The organism is Micromonospora fluostatini, from assembly GCF_050410825.1.
Taxonomy (GTDB): Bacteria; Actinomycetota; Actinomycetes; order Mycobacteriales; family Micromonosporaceae; genus Micromonospora; species Micromonospora rosaria.
The window spans coordinates 4068473-4092203 of sequence record NZ_CP191251.1; the positions used below are offsets into that span (position 1 = coordinate 4068473).

General features: G+C 73.9%; 17 protein-coding genes and 2 pseudogenes. 5 read left to right on the forward strand and 14 right to left on the reverse strand.

Annotated features, from left to right (window positions below):
- The 6 genes from ffh to ftsY all read right to left on the reverse strand — a co-directional run bounded on the left by ffh (position 1) and on the right by ftsY (position 8278).
- Positions 1 to 1557: a signal recognition particle protein gene (gene ffh / locus ACQUFX_RS17760; protein WP_428961476.1), complete on the reverse strand. Its 1557-nt coding sequence runs from the start codon at positions 1555 to 1557 to the stop codon at positions 1 to 3.
- A 215-nt stretch (positions 1558 to 1772) separates the two neighbouring features.
- Positions 1773 to 4061, reverse strand: a complete 2289-nt coding sequence (locus ACQUFX_RS17765) for a [protein-PII] uridylyltransferase (protein WP_428966992.1) — start codon at positions 4059 to 4061, stop codon at positions 1773 to 1775.
- A gap of 97 nt (positions 4062 to 4158) precedes the next feature.
- Positions 4159 to 4497 (reverse strand): P-II family nitrogen regulator, encoded by a 339-nt coding sequence (locus ACQUFX_RS17770; RefSeq protein WP_067372912.1) that lies wholly within the window; start codon positions 4495 to 4497, stop codon positions 4159 to 4161.
- Between the two features lie 25 nt (positions 4498 to 4522).
- Entirely contained in the window at positions 4523 to 5896 is a 1374-nt protein-coding gene (locus ACQUFX_RS17775; protein ID WP_428961477.1) for an ammonium transporter, read from the reverse strand.
- Positions 5897 to 6230: 334 nt separating this feature from the next.
- Entirely contained in the window at positions 6231 to 7094 is an 864-nt protein-coding gene (locus ACQUFX_RS17780; RefSeq protein WP_428961478.1) for an aminoglycoside phosphotransferase family protein, read from the reverse strand.
- A gap of 5 nt (positions 7095 to 7099) precedes the next feature.
- Complete coding sequence (ftsY, locus tag ACQUFX_RS17785; RefSeq protein WP_428961479.1) at positions 7100 to 8278, reverse strand: signal recognition particle-docking protein FtsY; 1179 nt, start codon at positions 8276 to 8278, stop codon at positions 7100 to 7102.
- A 151-nt stretch (positions 8279 to 8429) separates the two neighbouring features.
- On the opposite strand from ftsY, the gene ACQUFX_RS17790 reads away from it, so the two are divergent.
- The 4 genes from ACQUFX_RS17790 (at position 8430) to ACQUFX_RS17805 (ending at position 13151) form a co-directional block, all read left to right on the forward strand.
- Entirely contained in the window at positions 8430 to 10139 is a 1710-nt protein-coding gene (locus ACQUFX_RS17790; RefSeq protein WP_428961480.1) for an alkaline phosphatase D family protein, read from the forward strand.
- 108 nt (positions 10140 to 10247) lie between these two features.
- Positions 10248 to 10688, forward strand: coding sequence for a MarR family winged helix-turn-helix transcriptional regulator (locus tag ACQUFX_RS17795; protein ID WP_428961481.1), 441 nt, complete (start codon positions 10248 to 10250; stop codon positions 10686 to 10688).
- 203 nt (positions 10689 to 10891) lie between these two features.
- Positions 10892 to 12625, forward strand: coding sequence for an MDR family MFS transporter (locus tag ACQUFX_RS17800; protein WP_428961482.1), 1734 nt, complete (start codon positions 10892 to 10894; stop codon positions 12623 to 12625).
- Positions 12626 to 12629: 4 nt separating this feature from the next.
- Positions 12630 to 13151, forward strand: a complete 522-nt coding sequence (locus ACQUFX_RS17805; protein ID WP_428961483.1) for a DinB family protein — start codon at positions 12630 to 12632, stop codon at positions 13149 to 13151.
- Positions 13152 to 13211: 60 nt separating this feature from the next.
- On the opposite strand, the gene ACQUFX_RS17810 is transcribed toward ACQUFX_RS17805, so the two are convergent.
- The 3 genes and pseudogenes from ACQUFX_RS17810 to ACQUFX_RS17820 form a co-directional block, all read right to left on the reverse strand.
- Complete coding sequence (locus ACQUFX_RS17810) at positions 13212 to 13832, reverse strand: HAD family hydrolase (protein ID WP_428961484.1); 621 nt, start codon at positions 13830 to 13832, stop codon at positions 13212 to 13214.
- Between the two features lie 113 nt (positions 13833 to 13945).
- Positions 13946 to 17527: pseudogene (gene smc / locus ACQUFX_RS17815) on the reverse strand (chromosome segregation protein SMC); the annotation flags it as partial.
- Between the two features lie 426 nt (positions 17528 to 17953).
- The gene (locus ACQUFX_RS17820; protein WP_067360080.1) at positions 17954 to 18148 is read right to left on the reverse strand and encodes a hypothetical protein; all 195 of its coding nucleotides are present in this window, start codon (positions 18146 to 18148) and stop codon (positions 17954 to 17956) included.
- A gap of 374 nt (positions 18149 to 18522) precedes the next feature.
- Between ACQUFX_RS17820 and ACQUFX_RS17825 the strand changes: the two genes are divergently transcribed.
- The gene (locus ACQUFX_RS17825) at positions 18523 to 19962 is read left to right on the forward strand and encodes a CAP domain-containing protein (protein WP_428961485.1); all 1440 of its coding nucleotides are present in this window, start codon (positions 18523 to 18525) and stop codon (positions 19960 to 19962) included.
- Between the two features lie 75 nt (positions 19963 to 20037).
- Here the strand turns inward: ACQUFX_RS17825 and mutM are convergent, their stop codons facing one another.
- From mutM to ACQUFX_RS17850, 5 genes and pseudogenes are all read right to left on the reverse strand, one after another.
- Positions 20038 to 20889, reverse strand: a complete 852-nt coding sequence (gene mutM / locus ACQUFX_RS17830; RefSeq protein WP_428961486.1) for a bifunctional DNA-formamidopyrimidine glycosylase/DNA-(apurinic or apyrimidinic site) lyase — start codon at positions 20887 to 20889, stop codon at positions 20038 to 20040.
- Positions 20890 to 21040: 151 nt separating this feature from the next.
- Positions 21041 to 21796 (reverse strand): annotated as a pseudogene (gene rnc / locus ACQUFX_RS17835) (ribonuclease III); the annotation flags it as partial.
- Positions 21793 to 22824, reverse strand: a complete 1032-nt coding sequence (locus ACQUFX_RS17840) for a phosphate acyltransferase PlsX (protein ID WP_428961487.1) — start codon at positions 22822 to 22824, stop codon at positions 21793 to 21795. The pseudogene rnc and the gene ACQUFX_RS17840, both read right to left, overlap by 4 nt.
- A 72-nt stretch (positions 22825 to 22896) precedes the next feature.
- Entirely contained in the window at positions 22897 to 23070 is a 174-nt protein-coding gene (gene rpmF, locus ACQUFX_RS17845; protein ID WP_067360089.1) for a 50S ribosomal protein L32, read from the reverse strand.
- Between the two features lie 5 nt (positions 23071 to 23075).
- Positions 23076 to 23639 carry a YceD family protein gene (locus ACQUFX_RS17850; RefSeq protein ID WP_428961488.1) on the reverse strand — a complete coding sequence of 188 codons (564 nt, stop codon included), beginning with the start codon at positions 23637 to 23639 and terminating at the stop codon, positions 23076 to 23078.
- Positions 23640 to 23731 lie beyond the last annotated feature (92 nt).

Below are 23731 nucleotides of genomic sequence, written 5' to 3' on the forward strand. Positions count from 1 at the left end.
TCAGCGCGGGCCCTTGTCGCCCTTGCCGAACTTGTTGAAGTCGATCTTCGGCAGCTTGAAGCCGGGCGGCAGGCCCTGGCCGGCGGCCAGGTCGTCCGGGTTCATGCCGGGCGGGAGCTGCGGCATGCCGCCGGGGAACCCACCGGGCATCCCGGCCCCCGCCCCGGTCCGCGGCCGGCCGCCGCCCTTGGTGCCCTTGCGCTTGTTCTTCGGCGACTTGGTGGCCTTGCGCCGCCCGCCGCCGGGCAGGCCCATCATGCCGCCCATCTGCTTCATCATCTTCTGCGCGTCGGCGAAGCGGTTGAGGAGCTGGTTGACGTCCATCACGGTGACGCCGGAGCCGCTCGCGATCCGGGCCCGCCGGGAGCCGTTGATGATCTTCGGGTTGGTCCGCTCGGCCGGGGTCATCGACCGGATGATCGCGGTGACCCGGTCGAAGTGCTTGTCGTCGAGGTCGGCGAGTTGGTCCTTCACCTGCCCCATGCCGGGCATCATGGCCAGCACGTTGGCGATCGGGCCCATCCGCCGCACCGCGATGAGCTGGTCGAGGAAGTCCTCCAGGGTGAACTGCTCACCGCCCATCAGCTTGGCGGTCATCTTCTCCTTCTGATCGGTGTCGAAGGCCGCCTCGGCCTGCTCGATCAGAGTGAGGACGTCGCCCATGCCGAGGATCCGGCTGGCCATCCGGTCGGGGTGGAAGACGTCGAAGTCCTCCAGCTTCTCGCCGGTGGAGGCGAAGAGGATCGGCTGCCCGGTGACCTCCCGGACCGACAGCGCCGCACCACCCCGGGCGTCACCGTCGAGCTTCGACAGGACCACACCGGTGATGCCGACGCCGTCGCGGAACGCCTCGGCGGTGCGGACCGCGTCCTGGCCGACCATGGCGTCGATGACGAAGATGACCTCGTCCGGGTCGACCGCGTCCCGGATGTCGGCGGCCTGCTGCATCATCTCGGTGTCGATGCCGAGCCGGCCGGCGGTGTCGACGATGACGATGTCCCGGGCGGCCCGCTTCGCGTGCTCGATCGAGGCCCGGGCCACCTGGACCGGGTCGCCGGTGCCGTTGCCGGGCTCCGGGGCGTACACCTCGACGCCGGCCCGGCCACCGAGCACCTGGAGCTGCCCGACGGCGTTGGGGCGCTGGAGGTCGGCGGCGACCAGCAGCGGCTGGTGCCCCTGGGTCTTGAGCCAGCGGGCCAGCTTGCCGGCGAGGGTGGTCTTGCCGGAGCCCTGGAGACCGGCCAGCATGATCACCGTCGGCGGCTGCTTGGCGAACTGGAGCCGCCGCCCCTCACCGCCGAGGACGGCGACCAGTTCCTCGTTGACGATCTTGACGATCTGCTGCGCCGGGTTGAGCGCCTGGGAGACCTCCGCGCCACGCGAACGCTCCTTGACCCGCGCGATGAACCCCTTGACCACCGGCAGGGCGACGTCCGCCTCCAGCAGCGCCATCCGGATCTCGCGCGCGGTGGCGTCGATGTCGGCGTCGCTGAGCCGGCCCTTGCTCCGGAGCTTGGTGAAGATCCCGGACAGGCGGTCACTCAAGGTGTCAAACACGCGAACATCCCGTTTGTCAGTGTTCCGGCGGGCACAGGCGACCGGGTGGCGAGGACCCGGACATCGTTCAGGGTAGCCCGCCGTCCACACCCCCGCTCCGGGCCGGCCCCGGCCCGCCGGGCGGCGCGCGACAGCGGGCCGGGCACGGCGGGCCGGCGGTCCGGTCGGGGTGGGCGACGGCTCCGGCGGGGTGCGGGCACCGGCGGGTACCGCGCTCAGACGGCGGCCAGGACGGCCGCCTCCAGGCGGGCCCGCTCGGCGTCGTCGGGCCCGGCGCCGACGAGGTAGAACACGTCCACCACGTCGCCACCGAGGGTGGAGATCCGGGCCGCCCGGACCTGGGCGCCGGCCTCGTCCAGCGCGCAGGCCACCCGGTAGAGCAGCCCGGCCGCGTCGGCGGCGCGCAGTTCCAGCAGGACCGCGTCGGTGGCCGCCTCCCGGTGCCACACCACCCGGGGCGCGGCGCCCTCGCCCCGGGCCGCGAGGGCCCGGCCGCGCAGCCGCTGGGTCACCGACACGTCCCCGTTGACCGCCCGCCGCAGGTCGGTGCTGAGCGCGATCGGGTCCGGGGCGAGGCCGTAGCGGGGTTGCACCCGGAACTCGACGAGCGCCCGGCCGTCGACCGTGGAGGCGTCCGCGGCGAGCACCTCCAGCCGGTGCAGGGCCAGGCACCCGGCCACCGTCGCCAGCAGGCCCCGCCGGTCCGCCGCGGCCACCGCCACCCGGTCCTCGGTCAGGTGTACGACCGGCAGCGGCCCCGCCACCAGGGCCGGGTCCGGGGCCGGCGGCGCGGGCAGCGCCCCGGTGTCCAGCGCGGTCCGGACCCGGGCGACCAGTTCGGCGACGAGTCGTCCCTTCCAGTGCGACCAGGCGGCCGGCCCGGTGGCGGCGGCGTCCGCGCGGACCAGGGCGTGCAGCAGGTCCAGGGTGGTGGTGTCGCCGACCCGCTCGGCCACCGCCGCGATGGTCTTCGGGTCGGACAGGTCCCGGCGGGTGGCCACGTCCGGCAGCAGCAGGTGCAACCGGACCAGGGTGCCGATCAGGGCAGCCTCCGCCGCCGGCAGCCCCATCCGGGCGGCCATCGCCTCGGCGATCGGCGCGCCGACGGTGCTGTGGTCCCCGACCAGCCCCTTGCCGACGTCGTGCAGGAACGCGCCGAGCAGCAGCAGGTCGGGGCGGTCCACGTCCCGGGTGTGCCGGCTCGCCTCGTACGCGGTCTGCACCAGGTGCCGGTCGAGGGTGAACCGGTGCACCGGATTGTGCTGGGGCAGGCTGCGCATCCGGGTCCACTCGGGCAGCCAGCGGTCGACCAGCCCGTACCGGTCGCAGCTCTCCCAGGCGGGGACCAGGCCGGCGCCGGCGCCGAGCAGGGTGAGCAGCGCGGCGCGGGCCTCCGCCGGCCACGGGGTGGGCAGCGGCGGGCAGTACGCGGCGAGCCACTCGCAGGTGGCGCGGGCGATCGGCAGCCGGGTGGTGGCCGCCGCGGCGGCCACCCGCAGCGCCAGGCTGGGGTCGGGGCGGGCGCCGATCGCGGTCCGCGCGAGCACCAGTTCGCCGTCGTGCTCGACCACGTCCCGGGCGACCGGGCGGCGCACCGGCGGCCCGCCGCCACCGCGCCGCCGGCCGGAGCGCAGCCGGTCGGCGGCCCGCCAGGCGTCGTCGAGGGCGTGACTGACGGTCCGGGCGTCCCCGGCGACCCGGCGCAGCACCGCGTCGCCGTCGTGTCCTGCGGTCGGGTCGGCGTCGGGCTCGGCCAGGGCGCCGGCGGAGCCGGTGGCCGGCGCGGCGCCGCCCGGCTCGGCGGACACCGGCTGCCGCAGACCGAGCAGGGCGGCCACCCCGTCGCGTTCCTGGGCGAGCAGCCGGTCCACCCGCCGGCCGACCTGGTGGTGCAGGGCGTCGCGGGTGTCCAGCAGCCGCCGGTGCGCGGCGTGCACCGCCGGGCGGAACGCGTCGGTGACCCCGGCGGTGGCGATCGCCCGCAGCAGGCCGACGTCGCGCAGCCCGCCGGCCGCCTCCTTGAGGTCGCCTTCGAGCAGGAAGGCCAGCTCGCCGTGGGCCTGCCAGCGGGCGGTGGTGATCTCCCGCAGCGCGGGCAGGTGCCGGACGGCGGTGCGCCGCCAGTGGTCGGCGGCCGTGCGGACCAGCGACTCGGCCAGCTCGCGGTCACCGGCGACGTAGCGGGCGTCGAGGAGCCCCAGGGCGACCTTGACGTCGTCCTGGGCCACCGACAGCGCCTCGGCGACGGTACGCACCGAGTGGTCCAGGCGGACCTTGGCGTCCCAGATCGGGTACCAGAGCGAGGCCGCCAGGTCGTCGACGCCCGGCACCCCGGCGTGCAGCAGCACCAGGTCGAGGTCGCCGTACGGGGCGAGTTGACGCCGGCCGAGCCCGCCGACGGCGACCAGGGCCACCCCGGCCCGCACCGGCAGCAGCGACCCGAGCCACCGGTCGTACGCGGCGGCGCGGGCGGCCCGGGCCTCGGCCCCGATCCCCCCGGGCACGCCGACGGCCTCGTTGACCGGACGGTCGGTGTCGACGCCCGTGGTGGGCGTGGACCCGTCCCGCCCGGTCAACGAGGCCATGGTGACGATCCTCCGGTCAGAGGGCGTCGAGGCCGCGCTCGCCGGTACGGACCCGGACGACCTCCTCGACCCCGGTGACCCAGACCTTGCCGTCGCCGATCTTGCCGGTCCGGGCGGCCCCGACGACGGCGTCGACGATCTTCTCGACGTCGATCTCGTCGGTGAGCACCTCCACCCGGATCTTGGGCAGGAACTCGACCGTGTACTCGGCACCCCGGTAGACCTCGGTGTGCCCCTTCTGCCGGCCGTACCCCTGGACCTCGCTGACGGTCAGGCCGGCCACGCCCAGGGCGTGCAGCGCTTCCTTCACCGCGTCCAGCTGGTACGGCTTGATGACCGCGGTCACCAGCTTCATGTCCAACCCCTCCATCACAGGAACGTTAACCGGCGACCTTTTCGTTGACCGGGGCGGTGGGCTCCGCCTCCGCCGTGGTGCCGCCCGCGGTCGTGCCACCGGCGCCGATGCCGGCCATCGCGAACGCGCCGCCCGAGCCGCCACCGGCCGGGGTCAGGTCGTAGCCGCTCTCCGCGTGCTCGGTGAGGTCGATGCCGGTCACCTCGGCCTCGGCGGAGACCCGGAAGCCGATCGTCTTGTTGATGACGAAGCCGAGGACGAACGCCACCACGAAGGAGTACGCCGTCACGACCAGGGCGCTCAGGGCCTGGATGCCCAGCAGGGAGACCCCGCCACCGTAGAAGAGGCCCTCGTTCTCGACCAGCGAGCTGACCGAGCTGGTGCCGAAGAGGCCGATCCAGAGGCAGCCGATCCAGCCGCCGACGAAGTGCACGCCGACCACGTCGAGGGCGTCGTCGTAGCCGAGCTTGTACTTCAGGCTGACCGCCAGGGCGCAGACCGCACCGGCGACCAGGCCGAGCAGGACCGCCGCCCAGGGGGCCACGAAGGCACACGCCGGGGTGATGGCGACCAGACCGGCGACGGCGCCGGAGGAGGCGCCGACCAGGGTCGGCTTGCCGTCGCGCACCTTCTCCACGACCAGCCAGCCCAGCACCGCGGCGCCGGCACAGATCTGGGTGTTGAGGAAGGCGATGGCGGTGGTCGAGTCGGCGGTCAGCTCGGAGCCGGCGTTGAAGCCGAACCAGCCGAACCAGAGCAGACCGGCACCGAGGGCCACCATCGGGACGTTGTGCGGCTTCATGGCCTCCTTGGGCCAGCCGAGCCGCTTGCCGAGCACCAGCGCCAGGGCCAGGGCCGCGGCACCGGAGTTGATGTGCACCGCCGTACCACCGGCGAAGTCCAGGGCGCCGAGGCCGGCCCCGATGAAGCCGCCACCCCACACCCAGTGCGCCACCGGGAAGTAGACCAGGGTGGCCCAGCCGAAGGCGAAGAGCAGCCAGCCGGAGAACTTGGCCCGGTCCGCGATGGCGCCGCTGATCAGCGCCACGGTGATGACCGCGAACATCATCTGGAAGGCCATGAAGACGTAGAGCGGGATGCCGGTCTCGCCCCACAGGTCCGTCTCGGCCATGAAGGTCTTGGTGCCGAGGTACTGACCGACGTTACCGATCAGACCGCCCTGGTCCTCGCCGAAGGCCATGGAGAAGCCGTACAAGAGCCAGAGAATACTGATGAGCCCCATCGAGGAGAAGCTCATCATCATCATGTTGAGCACGCCCTTGGACCGGTTCAGACCGCCGTAGAACAGCGCCAGACCCGGCGTCATGAGCAGCACGATCGCGCTCGATATCAGCAACCACGCGGTGTTGCCGGTATCGATCGTCGGTGCTTCAGGCACGCTGGCCTCCTAAAAGTGAGGTTCCCTCCTTCGCGGCTTCCGGGGCAGCGTCGCCCGTACGCCGGTTGCGCGGAAGCCTGTCCGGCCGCTGTTTCGCGGAACGTCCCCCGTCGATTTCCGACCGGTGACGGCTTGTTTCCAACGTGTGAAGAAAGCCGCACCCTCCCCGGTACGGACGGGGGTGGGTCGACCGGTCGGCCGAGGCGGCGTCCACCCCGCGCGAGCAGGGCGGCGACGGGTGGCCGGCCGACCGGGCCGGGTGTGGACCGGGCGTGCCCGATCAGTTCCGGAGGGTGTCCGGGACGCCCCCCGGCCGGTGACCGGCGCACCCCGGTCAGCGCAGCGCGTGCTCCAGCGCGTGCCGCTCGTAGTCGAGCAGGCGCAGGTCGCGCATCGGGCGACGAAGGTGACCCTTGTGCACGATCCGGACGAACGCCGGCTCCCCGGCGGCGGCCATCCGGCGGATGCCCTCCACGTGGTCGACGATCCGCTTGCGGATGGTCCGGATCAGCCGGTGCCGGTCCCGGGGGATCAGCCCGTACGCGTCGGCGAAGAGACGCAGCCGACGGGGGCGGTCCGGGCGCTTCCAGCCCAGGGTGATCGAGTCCCGGTCGGAGAAGATCGGCACCCAGGTCCAGGCGGCGTACGCCACGTCGTAGATCCGGGCGCCGGGCGAGGCCAGGTCGAAGTCGATCAGCCCGAGGGTGCCGTCCGGCCGCCAGATCACGTTGTGCGGGGCGGCGTCGTGGTGGCAGATCACCTCGGTGTCCGGCGGCGGCGGCCCGAACGAGCGCCACACCGCCCCGGGCGGAGGCACGAAACCGTACTGGGCGTCGTGGAACATCCGCAGCATGGTGGCGACGGTCACCAGCGCCTCGTCGGTCACCCAGTGCGGGGCGAGCGGGTACTCCCCGCACTCCCCCTCCAGGTACGACAGGACCTCCCGGTTGCGCTCGTCCATGCCGAGGGCGCGCGGGGCACCGGTGAAGCCGACGTACTCCAGGTGGCGCAGCAGCGCGTGCACCGCGGGTGTCCACGGGCCGGCGTTGCGGCGCACGGTGTCGCCGACCCGGACCACGGTGCTGACGTTCCCGCCGTGCAGCGGGATCTCCTGCGAAGTCACGTACGGTCTCCCGAGGCCCGGCGCCGGATGGCGAGGATCACGCCACCCGGCGTAGGTGCGATCGTCGGTGGTCACCGAGATTACGCGTCCCGGGCCAGTGGTTCGGTACCCAGGAGGGCATCGACGAACTGTGTCGGCTCGAACGGCGCCAGGTCGTCCGGGCCCTCGCCCAGGCCCACCAGCTTGACCGGGATGCCGAGCTTGCGCTGCACGGCGATCACGATGCCGCCCTTGGCGGTGCCGTCGAGCTTGGTGAGCACCACGCCGGTGACGTTCACCACCTCGGTGAAGACCCGCGCCTGCTCCAGGCCGTTCTGCCCGGTGGTGGCGTCCAGGACGAGCAGGGTCTCGTCGATCGGGCCGTGCTTCTCCACCACCCGCTTGACCTTGCCCAGCTCGTCCATCAGACCGATCTTGTTCTGCAACCGGCCGGCGGTGTCGATGAGCACGGTGTCGGTGCCGGCGTCGATGCCCCGGCGGACCGCGTCGAAGGCGACGCTGGCCGGGTCGGCCCCCTCCGGGCCCCGGACCGTCTCCGCGCCCACCCGGCCGCCCCAGGTCTGCAACTGGTCGGCGGCGGCGGCGCGGAAGGTGTCGGCCGCGCCGAGGGTGACGGAGCGGCCGTCGGCGACCAGCACCCGGGCGATCTTGCCGCAGGTGGTGGTCTTGCCGGCGCCGTTGACCCCGACGACGAGCAGGACCGCCGGCACGCCCTCCTTCGCAGTGGTCCGCAGGGACCGGTCCAGGCCCGGGTCGAGGGCGTTGACCAGCTCGGTGGCGAGCAGCGCGCGCAGCTCGGTGGCCGAGCGGGTGCCGAGCACCCGGGTCCGCTCCCGGAGCCGGTCGACGATCTCCCGGGTGGCGTCGATGCCGACGTCGGCGGTGATCAGGCTGTCCTCGATCTCCTCCCAGGCGTCCTCGTCCAGGTGGTCCCGGCTGAGCAGGCCGAGCAGGCCCCGCCCGAAGGCGTTCTGTGAGCGGGACAGCCGGGAGCGCAGCCGGACCAGCCGGCCGGCGGTCGGCTCGGGCACCTCCAGGGTGGGGGCGGGCGCCTCGACGACCGGCGGCGGCTCCACCAGGATCCCGGTGGACAGCTCGCCCTCGGGCACCTCGACCGGCGGCGCGGTCGGCTCCGGCACCCGCGTGTCGACCGGCGGCGGCGGTTCCTGCCGGCGCCGCAGCCGAGGCACCACGAGACCGATGCCGCCGAGGATCAGCACACCGAGCAGCGCGAGGGCGATGAGGACGTATTCCGTCATGCCGGAATCCTGTCAGATGTCGACGACGTCGTCTCACGCACCGCACCCGGCACGGGAGCAACCAGCAGGTACGCTGCCGCTGCCAGGGGTGGCGGAGCCACCAGGCGGGTACGAAGATGAGACGTCCTTTCCCCCGCTGGAGGAGTTCCGCATGCCCGAGTCCCGCCTGCTCATCGGTCCGTTGCTCCGACGGGTCGTCGACACGCGGGCGACGGTCTGGGTGGAGACGAGCGGACCGGCCGTGGTCACCGTCCGTACCGCCGACGGAGCCACCGGCAGTTCCCCCACCTTCTCCGCGTACGACCACCACTACGCCCTGGTCGTGGTGGCGGGGCTCACCCCGGGCAGCACCACCACGTACGAGGTGCTGGTGGACGACGAGGTGGTCTGGCCGGTGCCGGGCGACACCTACCCGCCCAGCGTCATCCGCACCCGGGCCGCCGACGACGGGGAACAGCCGGTACGGCTGATCTTCGGCTCCTGCCGGGAGACCACCCAGCACTCCACCACCCGCAAGCTCCCGCCGGACGCCCTCGACGCGTACGCCCGGCGGCTGATGACCGACCCGACCCGCGAGGACCGGCCCGACCTGCTCGTCCTGCTCGGCGACCAGGTGTACGCCGACAACACCTCACCGACGGTCCGGCGGCTGCTCAAGCGGCGCCGGCGGCGGCCGGCGGGCGCCCCGGAGAACCAGGTGGTGAGCTTCGACGAGTACACCAAGCTCTACCTGGAGTCGTGGCGCGACCCGGAGATCCGTTGGCTGCTCGCCACCGTGCCGAGCGTGATGATCTTCGACGACCACGAGATCATCGACGACTGGAACACCTCCGCGTCCTGGCGGGCCGACATGCGCGGGCAGTCCTGGTGGGCCGAGCGGATCACCAGCGGGCTCGCCTCGTACTGGGTGTACCAGCACCTGGGCAACCTGTCGCCGGACGAGATCGCCACCGACCCGGTGTACGCCAAGGTCACCACCGCCGGGGACGCCACCGAGGTGCTGCGCGAGTTCGGCAGCCGGGTGGACACCGAGTCGGACGTCGCCCACGACACCGAGCGCTGGCGCGCCGTGCAGTACCAGTGGAGCTACGCCCTCGACCTGGGCCGGACCCGACTGGTGATGCTCGACAACCGGTGCAGCCGGGTGCTGGAGCCGGGCAACCGGGCGATGCTGCCGCCGGGCGAGTGGTCCTGGTTCGTCGACCGGGCCCACGGCTCGTACGACCACCTGGTGATCGGGTCCAGCCTGCCCTGGCTGCTGCCCCCGGGCATCCACCACGTGGAGGCGTGGAACGAGCGGCTCGCCGACTCCGCCCGCCCCTGGGTGGCCGGGCTGTCCGAGAAGTTGCGGCGCGCGCTGGACCTGGAGCACTGGGCGGCCTTCCAGCGTTCCTTCACCGCGCTGGCGACGCTGCTCGCCCGGCTCGGCAGCGGCCGGCCCGGTGAGCCGGGCGACCGGGTCGGCGCCGGTCCGGCGTACGCGGCCCCCGCCTCGATCAGCGTGCTCGGCGGTGACGTGCACCACTCGTACGTCGCCCGGGCCAGCTTCGGCGACCCGGCCGTGCGGGCCCCGGTGCACCAGCTCACCTGCTCACCGATCCACAACCAGGTGCCGGCCGGGATGCGCCCGCTGATGCGGCTGGGCTGGGCGGCCGGCCCGGCCTCGGCCACCCGGGCGCTGGCCCGCACCGCCGGGGTCCGCCGCCCACCGGTGCGCTGGCGCAAGCTGGCCGGCCCGTACTTCGGCAACGCGGTGGCCACCCTGGACCACTCAGGGCGCGGGGCCGAGGTGACCATCGAGGGCACCACCAACGAGGGCCACCTGCGCACCGTCGCCCACCACCACCTGACCCAGGTGTAAGGAAGGGCCCCCTGTTAACGCTTTCTGTAGAGGAAGGGCCCCTTCCTCACACTCCGGGCGGTCACGGGGGACGGTTCTGGGCGGCGGGCACCCGTACCCTTTCTCGGTGTGGACGAGGAGTTGCCGGAGCCGCTCCGGGCGGTCGAGCACGAGCTGACCGCGCTGCTGCGCCGTGGTCGGGCGATCTCCTGGGAGATCGCCCGGGAGGTCCACCCCAACCTCGAACCCAACGCCTACGGGCTGCTGCTCTGGCTGCGCCGGTGCGGGTCGATCCGGCTGACCGAACTGGCCGTCCGGCTCGGCATCGGCAAGGGCACCCTCAGCCGGCAGATCCAGGGCCTGGAGGTGCTGGGCCTGGTCCGGCGGGACCCCGACCCGACCGACCGGCGGGCCTGGCAACTCAGCCTGACCGAGGAGGGGCAGCGCCGGTTCGACGCCGCCCGGTCCTCCCGGCTGGGCCAGATCTGGCGGGCCCTGGAGGACTGGCCGGCGCAGGACCTGGCCGATTTCGCCCGGCTGCTGAGCCGCTTCAACGACGCCTGGGGCTGAGCCGCTCCCCCGACGGGCTGGGCCGCCGCGGTGACGTCCGGGGCTGAGCAGACCCTCCGACCCGGGTGGCGACGCTTCGTGTCCGGCCGTTCACCTGGGCGGACGGGGAACAGATCCGGGTCACGTCGAGTTGTTGCTTCAGGCAACGAAAGCATACGGTTGCCCGAGGCATCCACCCCGACAGCCCCGCGGAGGCGACCACGATGACCCAGGCGAGCGCGCCCGGACGGACGACCCCGGTCGACATGAGTCACCGGCAGATCCTGGAGGCGCTCTCCGGACTGCTGCTGGGCATGTTCGTCGCGATCCTCTCCTCCACCGTCGTCTCGAACGCGCTCCCCCGGATCATCACCGAGTTGCAGGGCGGGCAGTCCGCGTACACCTGGGTGGTCACCTCCGCGTTGCTGGCGACCACCGCGACCACCCCGATCTGGGGCAAGCTCTCGGACCTGACCAGCAAGAAGCTGCTGGTCCAACTGGCCCTCGCGGTCTATGTGCTCGGGTCGGTGCTGGCCGGGTTCTCCCAGAGCACCGGGCAACTGATCGCCTGCCGGGTGCTCCAGGGCATCGGCGCGGGCGGCCTCACCGCCCTGGCCCAGGTGATCATGGCGACGATGATCGCGCCCCGGGAGCGGGGCCGGTACAGCGGTTACCTCGGCGCGGTGATGGCGGTCGGCACCATCGGCGGCCCGCTGGTCGGCGGCCTCATCGTCGACACCCCCTGGCTCGGCTGGCGCTGGTGCTTCTACGTCGGCGTACCCTTCGCGCTGGCCGCCTTCGTCGTCCTGCACCGCACCCTGCACCTGCCGGTGGTCCGCCGGCCGGCGAAGATCGACTGGCTCGGCGCCACCCTGATCACCGCCGCCGTGTCGACCCTGCTGATCTGGGTCACCCTCGCCGGGGACCGGTTCGCCTGGGCCTCCCCGACCACGCTGGTCATGGTCGGCGGGGCGGTGCTGCTCGGCGTCCTCGCGGTGGTGGTGGAGACCCGGGCCGCCGAGCCGGTCATCCCGCCCCGCCTGTTCCGCTCCCGGACCATCACCCTGGCCACCGTCGCCAGCGTCGCGGTCGGCGTCGGCATGTTCGGCGCGTCGGTCTTCCTCGGCCAGTACTTCCAGATCAGCCGGGGACAGAGCCCGACCATGTCCGGTCTGATGACCCTGCCGATGATCCTCGGCCTGCTGGTCTCCTCCACCGTCGTCGGCCAGTTGATCAGCCGGACCGGCCGGTGGAAGCGCTGGCTGGTCATCGGATCCGCGCTGCTCACCGTCGGTTTCGCCCTGATGGGTACGCTCCGCGCCGACACCAGCTTCGTCCTGCTCGGCCTCTACATGGCCCTGATCGGCGTCGGACTGGGCATGACCATGCAGAACCTGGTGCTGGTGGTGCAGAACGCCGTCGGGCCCCACGAACTCGGCGCGGCCAGCTCGGTGGTCGCCTTCTTCCGGACCCTCGGCGGCGCGGTCGGCGTCTCCGCCCTCGGCGCGCTGCTGTCGCACCAGGTCACCGGGTACGTCAGCGACGGGCTGACCAGCCTCGGCGCCCCGGCCGGCGGGACCGGCGGTGGCGGGCTGCCCGACGTCCACGCGCTGCCCGCCCCGATCCGGGCCGTGGTCGAGGGCGCGTACGGCCACGGCGCCGGGGACATCTTCCTGGCCGCCGCCCCGTTCGCCCTGATCGCGCTGATCGCGGTCAGCTTCCTGCGCGAGGAGCCGCTGCGCTCCGCGCCGGCCGACCCGCAGCCCGAACAGGGCCGCCCGGAGGTGGCGCCGGGCGAACGGCGTCACGACGTGGTCGCCGTCGACTGCACCCCGGCCCGCAGCCGGCCCGCCCGGGGTCGGCTCCTGCGGCCGGGCCGCCGTCAGGGCGCCGCTACCCGCAGCGGTCGGCCCGGGCCCGAATCCGGTCGCGGCCGGTCCGGGCAGCGGTCAGGATGACCGGATGACCTGGAGAGCGCCGGAGATCATCCGTGACGACGAACCCCACCTCGCCGACGAGCGCACCGCGCTGGAGGGCTGGCTGGACTACCACCGGCAGACCCTGCTGACGAAGTGCGCCGGGCTCACCGCCGAGCAGCTCCGCACCCCGAGCGTCGAACCGTCCCCGCTGACCCTGCTCGGGCTGGTCCGGCACATGGCCGAGGTGGAGGCGTGGTGGTTCCGGGAGAACTTCGCCGGCCAGCGGGTCGACTACCCGTACTTCACCCCGGAGCACCCGGACGCCGACCACGACGTCAGCCACGCCGACGCCGAGGCCGACCTGGCCACGTACCACCGGGAGGTCGCGCTGGCCCGCGCCGCCACCGTCGGTCGGCACCTGGACGAGACGTTCACCGAGGTCACCCCCAGTCGCCGGCAGTTCAACCTGCGCTGGGTGTACCTGCACATGATCGAGGAGTACGCCCGGCACAACGGGCACGCCGACCTGATCCGCGAACGCATCGACGGCACCACCGGCGACTAGGTGTAAGGAAGGGCCCCTTATTAACAGACGTCTGTTAATAAGGGGCCCTTCCTTACACCCTCAGCGGGCGAGGGCGGCGCGGAGGTAGCGCAGGCCCTCGGGGCCGGTCCAGCGGTACGCGGACAGGCCCGCCGCGCGGGCGCCGCTGATCGCCCGGTCGTCGGCGTCGACGTGCAACACCCGCGACGGCGGGGTGTCCAGCGCGGCACAGGCCGCCTGGAAGTACTCCTTCGCCGGCTTGTTCACCCCGACGACGGAGGAGTTGACCACCACGTCCAGCTCGTCGACCAGCCCGAGGGCGGCCAGGTCGGCGTCGAGGATGTCGGTGGCGTTGGTGCCCAGGCCGACCCGGATCCCGGCGGCGCGGACCTCCCGGACGAAGGCGAGCACGTCCGGGTCCACCTCGCCCCGGTACCGCTGCCACTGCTCGACCGCCGCGCGGGCCCGTTCGGGGCTGCCCAGCGACGGGGTGAGCGCGTCCGCCACGCTGGTCACCCAGTCGGCGTGGCTGATCCGGCCGGTCAGCACCGGCTGCAACCGCCCCCACTGCGTGGCGATCTCGGTGAGCACCCCGGCGGAGAGGCCGTACTCCCGTTCCACCCCGGCCGCGACGGCCGGGTCCCAGCGCCGCAGCACCCCGTCGAGGTCCACCAGGAGCGCCGTCGCGCGTTCCCGAGCCACTACGTGTTCTCCTTCTCGCGGCCGTGCCGCTGGTCGTCGCCGCCCGGCCCGGGTCGCCCGCCGGTGCCGTCCCGGACGGGACCGACGCCGACGGCGGCCGGGGCGGGCCGCGGTTCCTCCCCCTCGGCCCGGTTGAGCCGCTGGCTGATCACCTGGGTGACGCCGCTGCGCATGGTCACCCCGTACAGCGCGTCGGCGACCTCCATGGTCCGCTTCTGGTGCGTGATGACGATGAGCTGGCTCTTCTCCCGCAACTGGGCCAGCAGGGTGATCAGCCGGCCCAGGTTGACGTCGTCGAGGGCCGCCTCGACCTCGTCCATGATGTAGAACGGGCTGGGACGGGCCCGGAAGATCGCCACCAGCATGGCCACCGCGGTCAGCGACCGCTCCCCGCCGGAGAGCAGCGAGAGCCGCTTGATCTTCTTGCCCGGCGGGCGGGCCTCCACCTCCACGCCGGTGGTGAGCAGGTCGTCCGGCTCGGTGAGGATCAGCCGCCCCTCGCCGCCGGGGAAGAGCACCGTGAAGACCTGCTCGAACTCGCGGGCGGTGTCGGCGAACGCGCTGGCGAAGACCTCCAGGATCCGGTCGTCGACGTCCTTGACCACGGTGAGCAGGTCCTTGCGGGTGGCCTTCAGGTCCTCCAACTGCTCGGAGAGGAACTTGTACCGTTCCTCCAGCGCGGCGAACTCCTCCAACGCGAGGGGGTTGACCTTGCCGAGCAGCACCAGTTCCCGTTCCGCCTTGGCGGCCCGCTTCTCCTGCACCGGGCGCTCGTAGCGGACCGGCTCGGGCACCGGCGACCCGTCCCGCTCGGCCGCCGCCACGTCGGCCTGGGTCGGGGGTACGGGCTGGGTCGGCCCGTACTCGGCGATCAGGGTCGGCACGTCGAGGCCGAAGTCCTCGGCCGCCTTCGCCTCCAACTGCTCGATGCGCATCCGCTGCTCGGCGCGGGCCACCTCGTCCCGGTGCACCTGGCTGGTCAGCCGCTCCAGCTCCGCGCCGAGCCGTTTCGCCGCACCGCGTACCTCGGAGAGCTCGGCCTCCCGGGCGGCGCGTTCGCGCGCGACGAGGTCGCGGTGCTCCTCGGCCCGCGCGATGGAGACGGTGAGCCGGTTCAGCGCCTCGCGGGCCCCGCCGGCCACCGCCCGGGCGATGCCCGCGCCCCGGGCCCGGGCCGCCCGCCGGGCCGCCGCCCGCTCCCGCGCGGCCCGCTCGGCGGTGGCCTGCCGGCGCAGCGAGTCGGCGCGGCCGGCGATCGAGGAGACCCGCTCCTCGGCGGTACGCACCGCCAGCCGCACCTCCATCTCGTTCTGCCGGGCCTGCGGCACCGTGGCGGCGAGCTGGTCCCGCTCCTCGGTGGACGGTTCGGCGTCGATCGGGGTGTCCTCGGCCAGCCGCAGCCGCTCCTCCAGCTCGGCCAGGGCGGTCAGGTCCCGTTCGCGGGCGGCCTCGGCGCGGGCCCGGGACTCGCCGAGCCGGTCGGTCTCGGCCTTGGCGGACCGGGCGGCGGCGCCCAGTTCGGCGAGCCGCCGGGCGGCGGCGTTGCGGTGGCTCTCCGCCTCCCGCTTGGCGGCGGCGGCGTGCTGGACCGCGTCCTTGGCGGCGGCCACCTCGGCGCGGGCCTCGACGAGCTGGTCCCGCAGTCCGGCGGCGGTCCGCTCGGCGGTGAGCCGGTTGCTCCGGGCCTCCTCGACGGCGGCCTGCACCTCGATGAAGCTGGGTGCCCTGGCCGACCCGCCGGCCGCCGCGTACGCCCCGACCACGTCCCCGTCCGGGGTGACCGCGCGTAGCTCCGGGTTCCCGGCGACCAGCTCCGACGCGGCGGCCAGGTCGTCGACCAGGACCACGTCGCGCAGCGCCCGGTAGACCGCCGGCCGGAGGTCGGCCGGACACTCCACCAGGTCCGGCGCCCAGTGGGCGTGCTCCGGCAGCTTCGGCCGCAGCGCGTCGGCGGGCCCCTCCATGCCCGGCCCGGCGGGGCTGCCGACCAGCAGGCCGGCCCGGCCGGCGTCGGAGATCTTCAGCAGCCGCATCGCCTCGACCGCCTCGTCCACCCCGCTGACCGCGACCGCGTCGGCGAGCCCGCCCAGCGCGGCGGCGAGCGCGGCCTCCCGACCGGGCGCGACGGTGAGCAGCCCGGAGAGCCTGCCGAGCAGGCCGGGCACCTGGTCGGCGCGGGCCAGCAGGGCACCGGCGCCGTCCTTGCGGCGCAGCCCGATGGCGAGCGCCTCCTCCCGGGCCTTCCAGGTGGCGGCGTCCTTCTCGGCGGTCCGCTCGGCGTCGGCGAGGGAGCGGACGGTGGCCTGCGCCTTCTCCTGCCCGGCGACCGCCTCGGCGTGCCGGGCGTCCAGGTCGGCGTTGTCCCGGTCGGCCTCGGTGGACTGTTCGGCCACCGCGTCCACCTCGGCCTGGGCCTGCTCGGCGCGGGCCATCGCGTCGGCGTGCGCGGTGGCGAGGCGTTCGATCTCCTCCCCCGCGCTGGTGGTCCGGGCGCGGGCCGAGTTGACCTGGCCGGTGAGCTTGGCCAGGCCCTCCCGCCGGTCGGCGATGGCCTTGGCGGCGGCGACCAGTTCCCGTTCCGCGGCGGCGAGCTGACGCTCCAGCTCCTGGCGGTGCTCCACCGCCTCGGCGAGCCGGATCTGGTCCTCGGTCAGCGCGGCCCGCAGCTCCTCCTCCTGCTCGCGGATCCGCTCGGCCTCGGCCTCCAACTGGTCCGGGTCGCGGCCAGGGCGCTCGTCGTCCCCGCCGGAGCTGAGGTGACGCAGCCGTTCCAGGGCGAGCTGCTCGATGGAGCGGAACCGCTCGGCCAGGGCGGAGAGCTTGTACCAGGTGTCCTGCGCGGCGGCGAGCAGCGGGGCGTCCTCGGCCAGGACCGCCTCCAGCTCGCCGAGCCGGCCCTGCACCTCGGCGTGTTCCGCCTCGACCTGCTCGCGCCGCTCCCGGACCGCCGCCTCGTCGGCGATCTCCCGGTCCAGCGTGCTCCGCAGGGTGTGCAGGTCGTCGGCGAGCAGCCGCAGCCGGGCGTCGCGCAGGTCGGCCTGGATGGCGGCGGCCCGGCGGGCCACCTCGGCCTGCCGGCCCAGCGGCTTGAGCTGGCGGCGCAGCTCGGTGGTCAGGTCGGTCAAGCGGTTGAGATTCACGTGCATCGCGTCGAGCTTCCGCAGCGCCTTCTCCTTGCGCTTGCGGTGCTTGAGGACGCCGGCCGCCTCCTCGATGAACGCCCGCCGGTCCTCCGGCTTGGCGTGCAGCATGCCGTCGAGGCGGCCCTGCCCGACGATGATGTGCATCTCCCGGCCGATGCCGGAGTCGCTGAGCAGCTCCTGGATGTCCAGCAGCCGGCAGGAGTCACCGTTGATCTCGTACTCGCTCTCGCCGGAGCGGAACATCCGACGGGTGATGGAGACCTCGGTGTACTCGATCGGCAGCGCGCCGTCGGTGTTGTCGATGGTGAGGGTGACCTCGGCCCGGCCCAGCGGCGCCCGCCCGGCGGTGCCGGCGAAGATGACGTCCTCCATCTTGCCGCCGCGCAGCGCCTTGGCGCCCTGCTCGCCGAGCACCCAGGCGATGGCGTCGACGACGTTGGACTTGCCGGAGCCGTTCGGGCCGACCACGCAGGTGATCCCGGGTTCCAGCTTGAACGTCGTGGCGGAGGCGAAGGACTTGAACCCCTTCACCGTCAGGCTCTTGAGATGCACCTTCTCGATCCTCGTCCGGTGGCCGCCGCAGGCGTCGCGGGCTGCGCGGACCTGGTGAACCCGCAGACTAACCCCCGACCGGCGGGGCCGGAGCACGCGACCCGCCCCCGACGTGCGGCGGAACCCCGGTGACGCGGGGGCGGACGGCCCGCGACCGGCCCGGCGGGACGGCCCGCGATGCGGCGGGGGCGGACGGTCCGGGTGGTCCGGCGAAGCGGACGATCCGGCGCGGCCCACGGCGGTCCGAGCGATTTCCGGCCGGGGCGCAAACTGTGCCCGGTGGGCTCCCGGGGGCGGTGACGTGACCATCCCCACAAGATCAATAAATGGCGGCGGCGAAAAGTGTCCGGACAAGGCTGCGCGCCGGAACAAAACCGTCCGGCGCGCTTTTTCGTGTACTGCGATTCAGTTTTCCGACCCTGAAGATCAGGTCAGCGCCGGCTCGGCCAGCCGGAGGAGGTCGTCCGCCTCCGACACCGCCGCCGCGAGCCGATCGTTCTCGGCGCGCAGGCGCGTGATCTCGAACTCCATTGCCTGAACCCTGGCACGCAAGCGGGTGACCTCGTCGAGCAGACGCCGGTCGGGCGCTGCACCTACGTGGCCGTAGAGGGCCTTCGCCATGCTGACTCCTTGATATGCGCTGCCGGAAAGGCCGGACCAACGCGCGCCCACGTGATTCGCGACTGCCATCCCCTGCGTTATGCGGGCACGACCGGGCGCGACTGGCGACACCTATATATTGAGCCGTAACCCCTCCTTCGTCAAGTTCTCGCAGGCCGTAGATCATCTCCACGTCAACCTGTCCACTTGCCGGGGGGCCGCCGCAAGGCTCGGACACGCTCTGTCCGGACACCTTTACTGTACGCCGGACTCCCTGAACAGGGTACGGAGCAGTTCGACTTCGCCTTAACTCTTTCTTAGCCACGTTGCCGCTGCTCACGACGCTCACGTAGCGTCACCTGCGCCCGTCAACCGAAGCTTTGGAGGCACCCGGCGTGTACGGCTCGACCGACCCGATGGACCCGGATCGCGCCCACCGGCGCGAGGAGCCGGCCGGCGAACCGACCTGGCTCACGGACCGTCCGGAACCCCGGTCGGCGTACCTGTTCGGTGACGACCCCGAGCCAACGGCCGGGCCCTGGCAGCCGGGCGGGCGGGGCGACGCCCGCCCGGCCGACCGGCCCGGTGTCGACCGGCCCGGTGTCGACCGGCCCGGCGTCGACCGGCCCGGCGTGACGCCGGAGGGCCGGTGGCCCGACGAGCCGGCCCCGGACCGGTGGACAGCCGGCACGGCCCCCGACCGGTGGACGGCCGGCCCGGCGCGCGAGCGGTGGGAGACCGACGCGACCGACGGCCACGGGCACCTCGACCCGGGACAGCACCGGTGGGCCGACCAGCGATCGGACGGCCGGTGGGCCGACACCGACGGCCGGTGGGCCGACGGTGCGGCGGACGACCGGGCGGTCGGGGAGCCGGGCCACGGCTGGCAGCCGGACGGCCCCGAACACCGGTGGCCGGCCGAGCGGCCCACCCAGCGGTGGGCGGCCACCCCGAACGGCTCCGACGCCGGGCCCGTCACCTCGGAGATCCCCGCTGTCGGCGGCGCCGGCCCGACCGCACGTCGGGGGACCGACGCCGACCGCACGCCCGGTGAGGGCCGGCACCGCCCGCCCCGCCGCCTGCGCCGGCCGGCGCTGGTCGGCGCCGCCGCGGCGGCCACCCTCGCGGTGAGCCTCGGCGTGGGCGCCCTGGTGCTGCCCGGCGACGACGGCCCGGCGAACTTCACCGGTACGGCCGAGGAGCGGACGGCGGCTCCGCTGCTGGCCGACCCGCTGCCCGGCACCCCGAGCGGTACGCCCGACGTGGCGTCGCCCACCCCGTCCGCGTCGCCGTCGGCGTCCCCGTCGGCGTCCCGTCCGGCGCCGTCGCCGAGCCGGACCAGCAAGCCGACCCCGGCGGCGGAACGGTCCACCACCGCCCCGTCGCGACGCAACGTCGAGCGGAGCAGCGCCCCGACCACCACCGCCCCGAAGTCCGTCGCCGGCGGCGCCGTCAGCGGTCAGGCCCAGCAGGTCGTCGACCTGGTCAACGCCGAGCGCGCCAAGGCCGGCTGCAAGGCCGTGCAGGTCGACGAGAAGCTGATGACCGCGGCCCAGCGGCACAGCCAGGACCAGGCCGACCACCAGGACATGTCGCACACCGGCAGTGACGGCAGCGACGTGGGCCAGCGGCTCGACCGCGTCGGGTACGCGTGGCGGACCTACGGGGAGAACGTCGCCTGGAACCAGCGGACGCCGGAGGCGGTGATGAGCGCCTGGATGAACAGCCCCGGCCACCGGGCCAACATCCTCAACTGCGCCTTCACCGAGATCGGTGTCGGCATCGCGACGAGCAACGGGCCGTACTGGACGCAGAACTTCGCCGCGCCGCGCTGACCCGCCACCCGCTGCGCCCCGGCCGGCTCGACGGCCGGGGCGGCTCGGCACCGGAGTGGGCCAGCCCCGGGTGGCTCAGCCCCGGGTGCGGGGACGGGGCTGGCAGCGGGGGCAGCTGTAGGACGAGCGGTTCATGAACGCCTCGCGGCGCACCGGCGCCCCGCAGCGGCCGCACGGCTCGCCCTCCCGGCCGTAGACGTTCAGTGCCCGGTCGAAGTACCCGCTCTCGCCGTTGACGTTGACGTACAGGGCGTCGAAGCTGGTGCCGCCGGCGGTGATCGCCTCCGCGAGGACGTCCCGCACGTGCCCGAGCAGCCGGGTCGCCGCCGGCCCGGTCAGCGCGTCGGTCGGCCGGGTGCCGTGCAGCTTCGCCCGCCAGAGCGCCTCGTCGGCGTAGATGTTGCCCACCCCGGAGATCAGCGTCTGGTCGAGCAGCGCCCGCTTCACCTCGGTACGCCGGCGGCGCAGCGCCGTCACGAAGCCCGCTTCGGAGAAGTCCGGGTCCATCGGGTCCCGGGCGATGTGCGCGATCTCGGCGGGCAGGTCCGCGCCACCGGCCGAGACCGCCAGCCCACCGAACGTCCGCTGGTCGACGAAGCGCAGCTCCGGGCCGGCGTCGGCGAAGCGGAACCGCACCCGCAGGTGCAGCTCGTCCGCCGCGTCGTGCGGCTGCACCAGGAGCTGGCCGGACATGCCGAGGTGTCCGACGACCGCGTCGCCGCTGTCCAGCGGCAGCCAGAGGTACTTGCCGCGCCGCCGGACGTCGAGCACGCGCCGACCGGCGAGGACGTCGGCGAAGTGGACCGCGCCGGGGAGGTGGCGGCGGACCGCCCGGGGATGGCGTACCTCGACGGTGGTGATCTGCCGGCCGGTCACCCAACGGGCCAGGCCCTGCCGGACCGTCTCGACCTCGGGCAGTTCAGGCACGGCGCTCGCCGGCCAGCCCGGTCTCCACCCCGGCCGGGGCACCGGTCGCCTCGACGCCCACCCCGGCCCGCCCGACCCCCGCCGCCGGGGACGCCCCGGCGCAAGAGTCCACCCCGGCCGTCGCCGCCGCCTCGGCGGCCCGCGCAACCTCAGCCGCCTCGGCGGCCCGCGCCGCCTCCGCCGCCCGGGTCGTCTCGGCCTGCTCGTTGAGGATGCGCCAGGCGGACTCGGCGGCCCGCTGCTCGGCCTCCTTCTTGCTGCGCCCCTCCGCACCGCCGTACCGGTTGCCGGCCACCACCACCCAGGCGGTGAACGTCTTGAGGTGGTCCGGGCCGGTGCCCTCGATGCGGTACTCCGGGACGCCCAGCCCCAGCGCGGCGGTGAGTTCCTGGAGGCTGGTCTTCCAGTCCAGCGCCGCGCCCCGGCCGGCCGACTCGGCCATCAGCGGGTCGAAGAGCCGGTGGATCACGATCGCGGCGGTGTCCAGCCCGTACTGGAGGTAGATCGCCCCGAGCAGCGCCTCCAGCGTGTCGGCGAGGATGCTCGCCTTGTCCCGGCCGCCGGTGGTCTCCTCGCCCTTGCCGAGCAGCAGGTACGCGCCGAGCCCGTCGGGGCCGAGCCGCCGCGCCACCTCGGCCAGCGCCCGCATGTTGACCACGCTGGCCCGCAGCTTGGCCAACTGCCCCTCGGGCAGGTCCGGGTGGTTGTGGAACAGCGCCGTGGTGATCACCACCCCGAGCACCGAGTCACCGAGGAACTCCAGGCGCTCGTTGGTGGGCAGACCGCCGTTCTCGTAGGCGTACGACCGGTGGGTCAACGCCCGTTCCAGCAGTTCCGGGTCCAGTGTGACGCCGAAGGCGGCCTCCAGGTGGCCGACGGGAGCACGTCGCCGCTTGTCGTTGGTCATGATGCGGTTACCTCGGTGTCGGTGGTGCGGTCGGTTCGGTCACCCGGCCCGTCCCCGGCCAGCAGCGCGGAGACGGTGTCGGTGGCCCCCCGACGCCACAGGTGGGCGGCGAGGGCGATGCCGGAGGCGATGTCGTCGGCGCGGGCCGCGCCGTGGCAGACGACCACGGTGCCGGAGATCCCGAGCAGGGCGGCGGCCCGGGGGGCGCCTCCGCCGGCCGGTGCCCCGCCGGCCATGGCGTACGCGCCCTCGATCGCCTTGAGCAGCACGTTACCGGTGAAGCCGTCGGTGACCACGACATCGGCACGCGCGCCGAGCGTCACGTCGTACCCCTCGACGAGGCCGACGTAGCGGGCGTCGCACGGCAGCGGGCCGACGGCGAGCAGCGGGTCGGCGGCCCGGCGGGCGCGGTCGCCCTTGCCCGCCTCGGTGCCCACCGAGAGCAGCCCGACCCGGGGCGCGGTGATGGCGTGCGCGACCGCCGCGTAGGCGGCGCCGAGCACGGCGTGCCGGGACAGGGTCGCCGGGTGTGCCTCCAGGGCCCCGCCGACGTCGAGCAGGACCACCGGTCCCTCGACCGCCGGCAGGGTGGCGACCAGCGCGGGGTGCCGTACCCCCGGCCAGCGGCCGAGGCCGAGCACGGCGGCGGTGACGGTGGCGCCGGTCGAGCCGGCGGAGACCAGGGCGTCGGCCGTGCCGGCCCGGACGGCGGCGACGGCCGCGCGGACCGTGCTGTGGGCACGGGCGGCGCGGGTGGGGTTCTCGGTCATGGCGACGGCGTCCCGCACCGGGCGCACGGCGACCCGGGCCCGTTGGGCCGGGTCGAGGGCGTCGGTCACCTCGGCGGCGGTCTCCGCCGGACCGACGAGAAGCAGGTGCAGGTCAGGGTCGGCACGCATGGCCCGCAGAGCGCCGTCAACCACGACGGCGGGAGCGTCGTCCCCGCCGAGGAGGTCAACGGCGATCCGTACGGTGCCCGGCCCCGTCGCGACGCCGGCCGGAGCGGGCCGGCCGGCGTCGGCAGCCACCGGGGTAGCGGGCGATCGCCAGGTTGGACGCGCCACCCGACCTCGGGTCGGAGGCGTCACGGGGCGAACCCGTCAGACCTCGATGACCTGGCGGCCGTTGTAGGTGCCACAGACGGAGCAGGCGGTGTGCGGCAGCTTGGCCGACTTGCACTGCGGGCAGGCCACCGTCGCGACCGGCGTCGCCTTCCACTGCGCCCGACGGGACCGGGTGTTGCTGCGCGACATCTTGCGCTTGGGAACGGCCACGGTTCTTACTCCTCTTCACGGTTCAGTTGCGACAGGCCCGCCCAACGCGGGTCGATCTGCTGGTGGCTGTGGTCGACCGGCAGTTCGTCCCGGTGCACCCCGCATTCGGGGCACAACCCTGGGCAGTCCTGGCGGCAGATCGGGTTGGTCGGCAGGGTGAGCACCACCGCGTCCCGAACCGCCGGCTCCAGGTCGATCAGGTCGCCCTGGAGTCGGCCCACCTCATCCTCCTCGGTCGTGACGTCCGTGGTGCTGTTCTCGTAGGCGTACAGCTCCTGGACGGTCACGGCCACCGTGTCGTTGATCTCACGCAGGCAGCGACCGCACTCGCCCCGGACGGGGCCGCTGACGGTCCCGGAGACGAGCACCCCCTCGGACACCGACTCCATCCTCAGGTCGAGGGTGAGGTCCGCGCCCTCCGGCACGCCGATCAACTCCACGCCGAGGTCCGCCGGTGCCGGCACGACCCGATCGACCGTACGCAAGGCGCCAGGGCGACGCGGCAGTTCCCTCGTGTCGAGGACCAGCGGCGACCTGGGGTCGAGTGAGCTTGATGTGTGCTTGGGCATAGTCAGACTCCGGCCGGTGAGAGGCCGACACACGAGGTTACCTGGGCGACCACCCCACCGTCGAACCGGGGCGACGCCCACCCCTTCGGCCG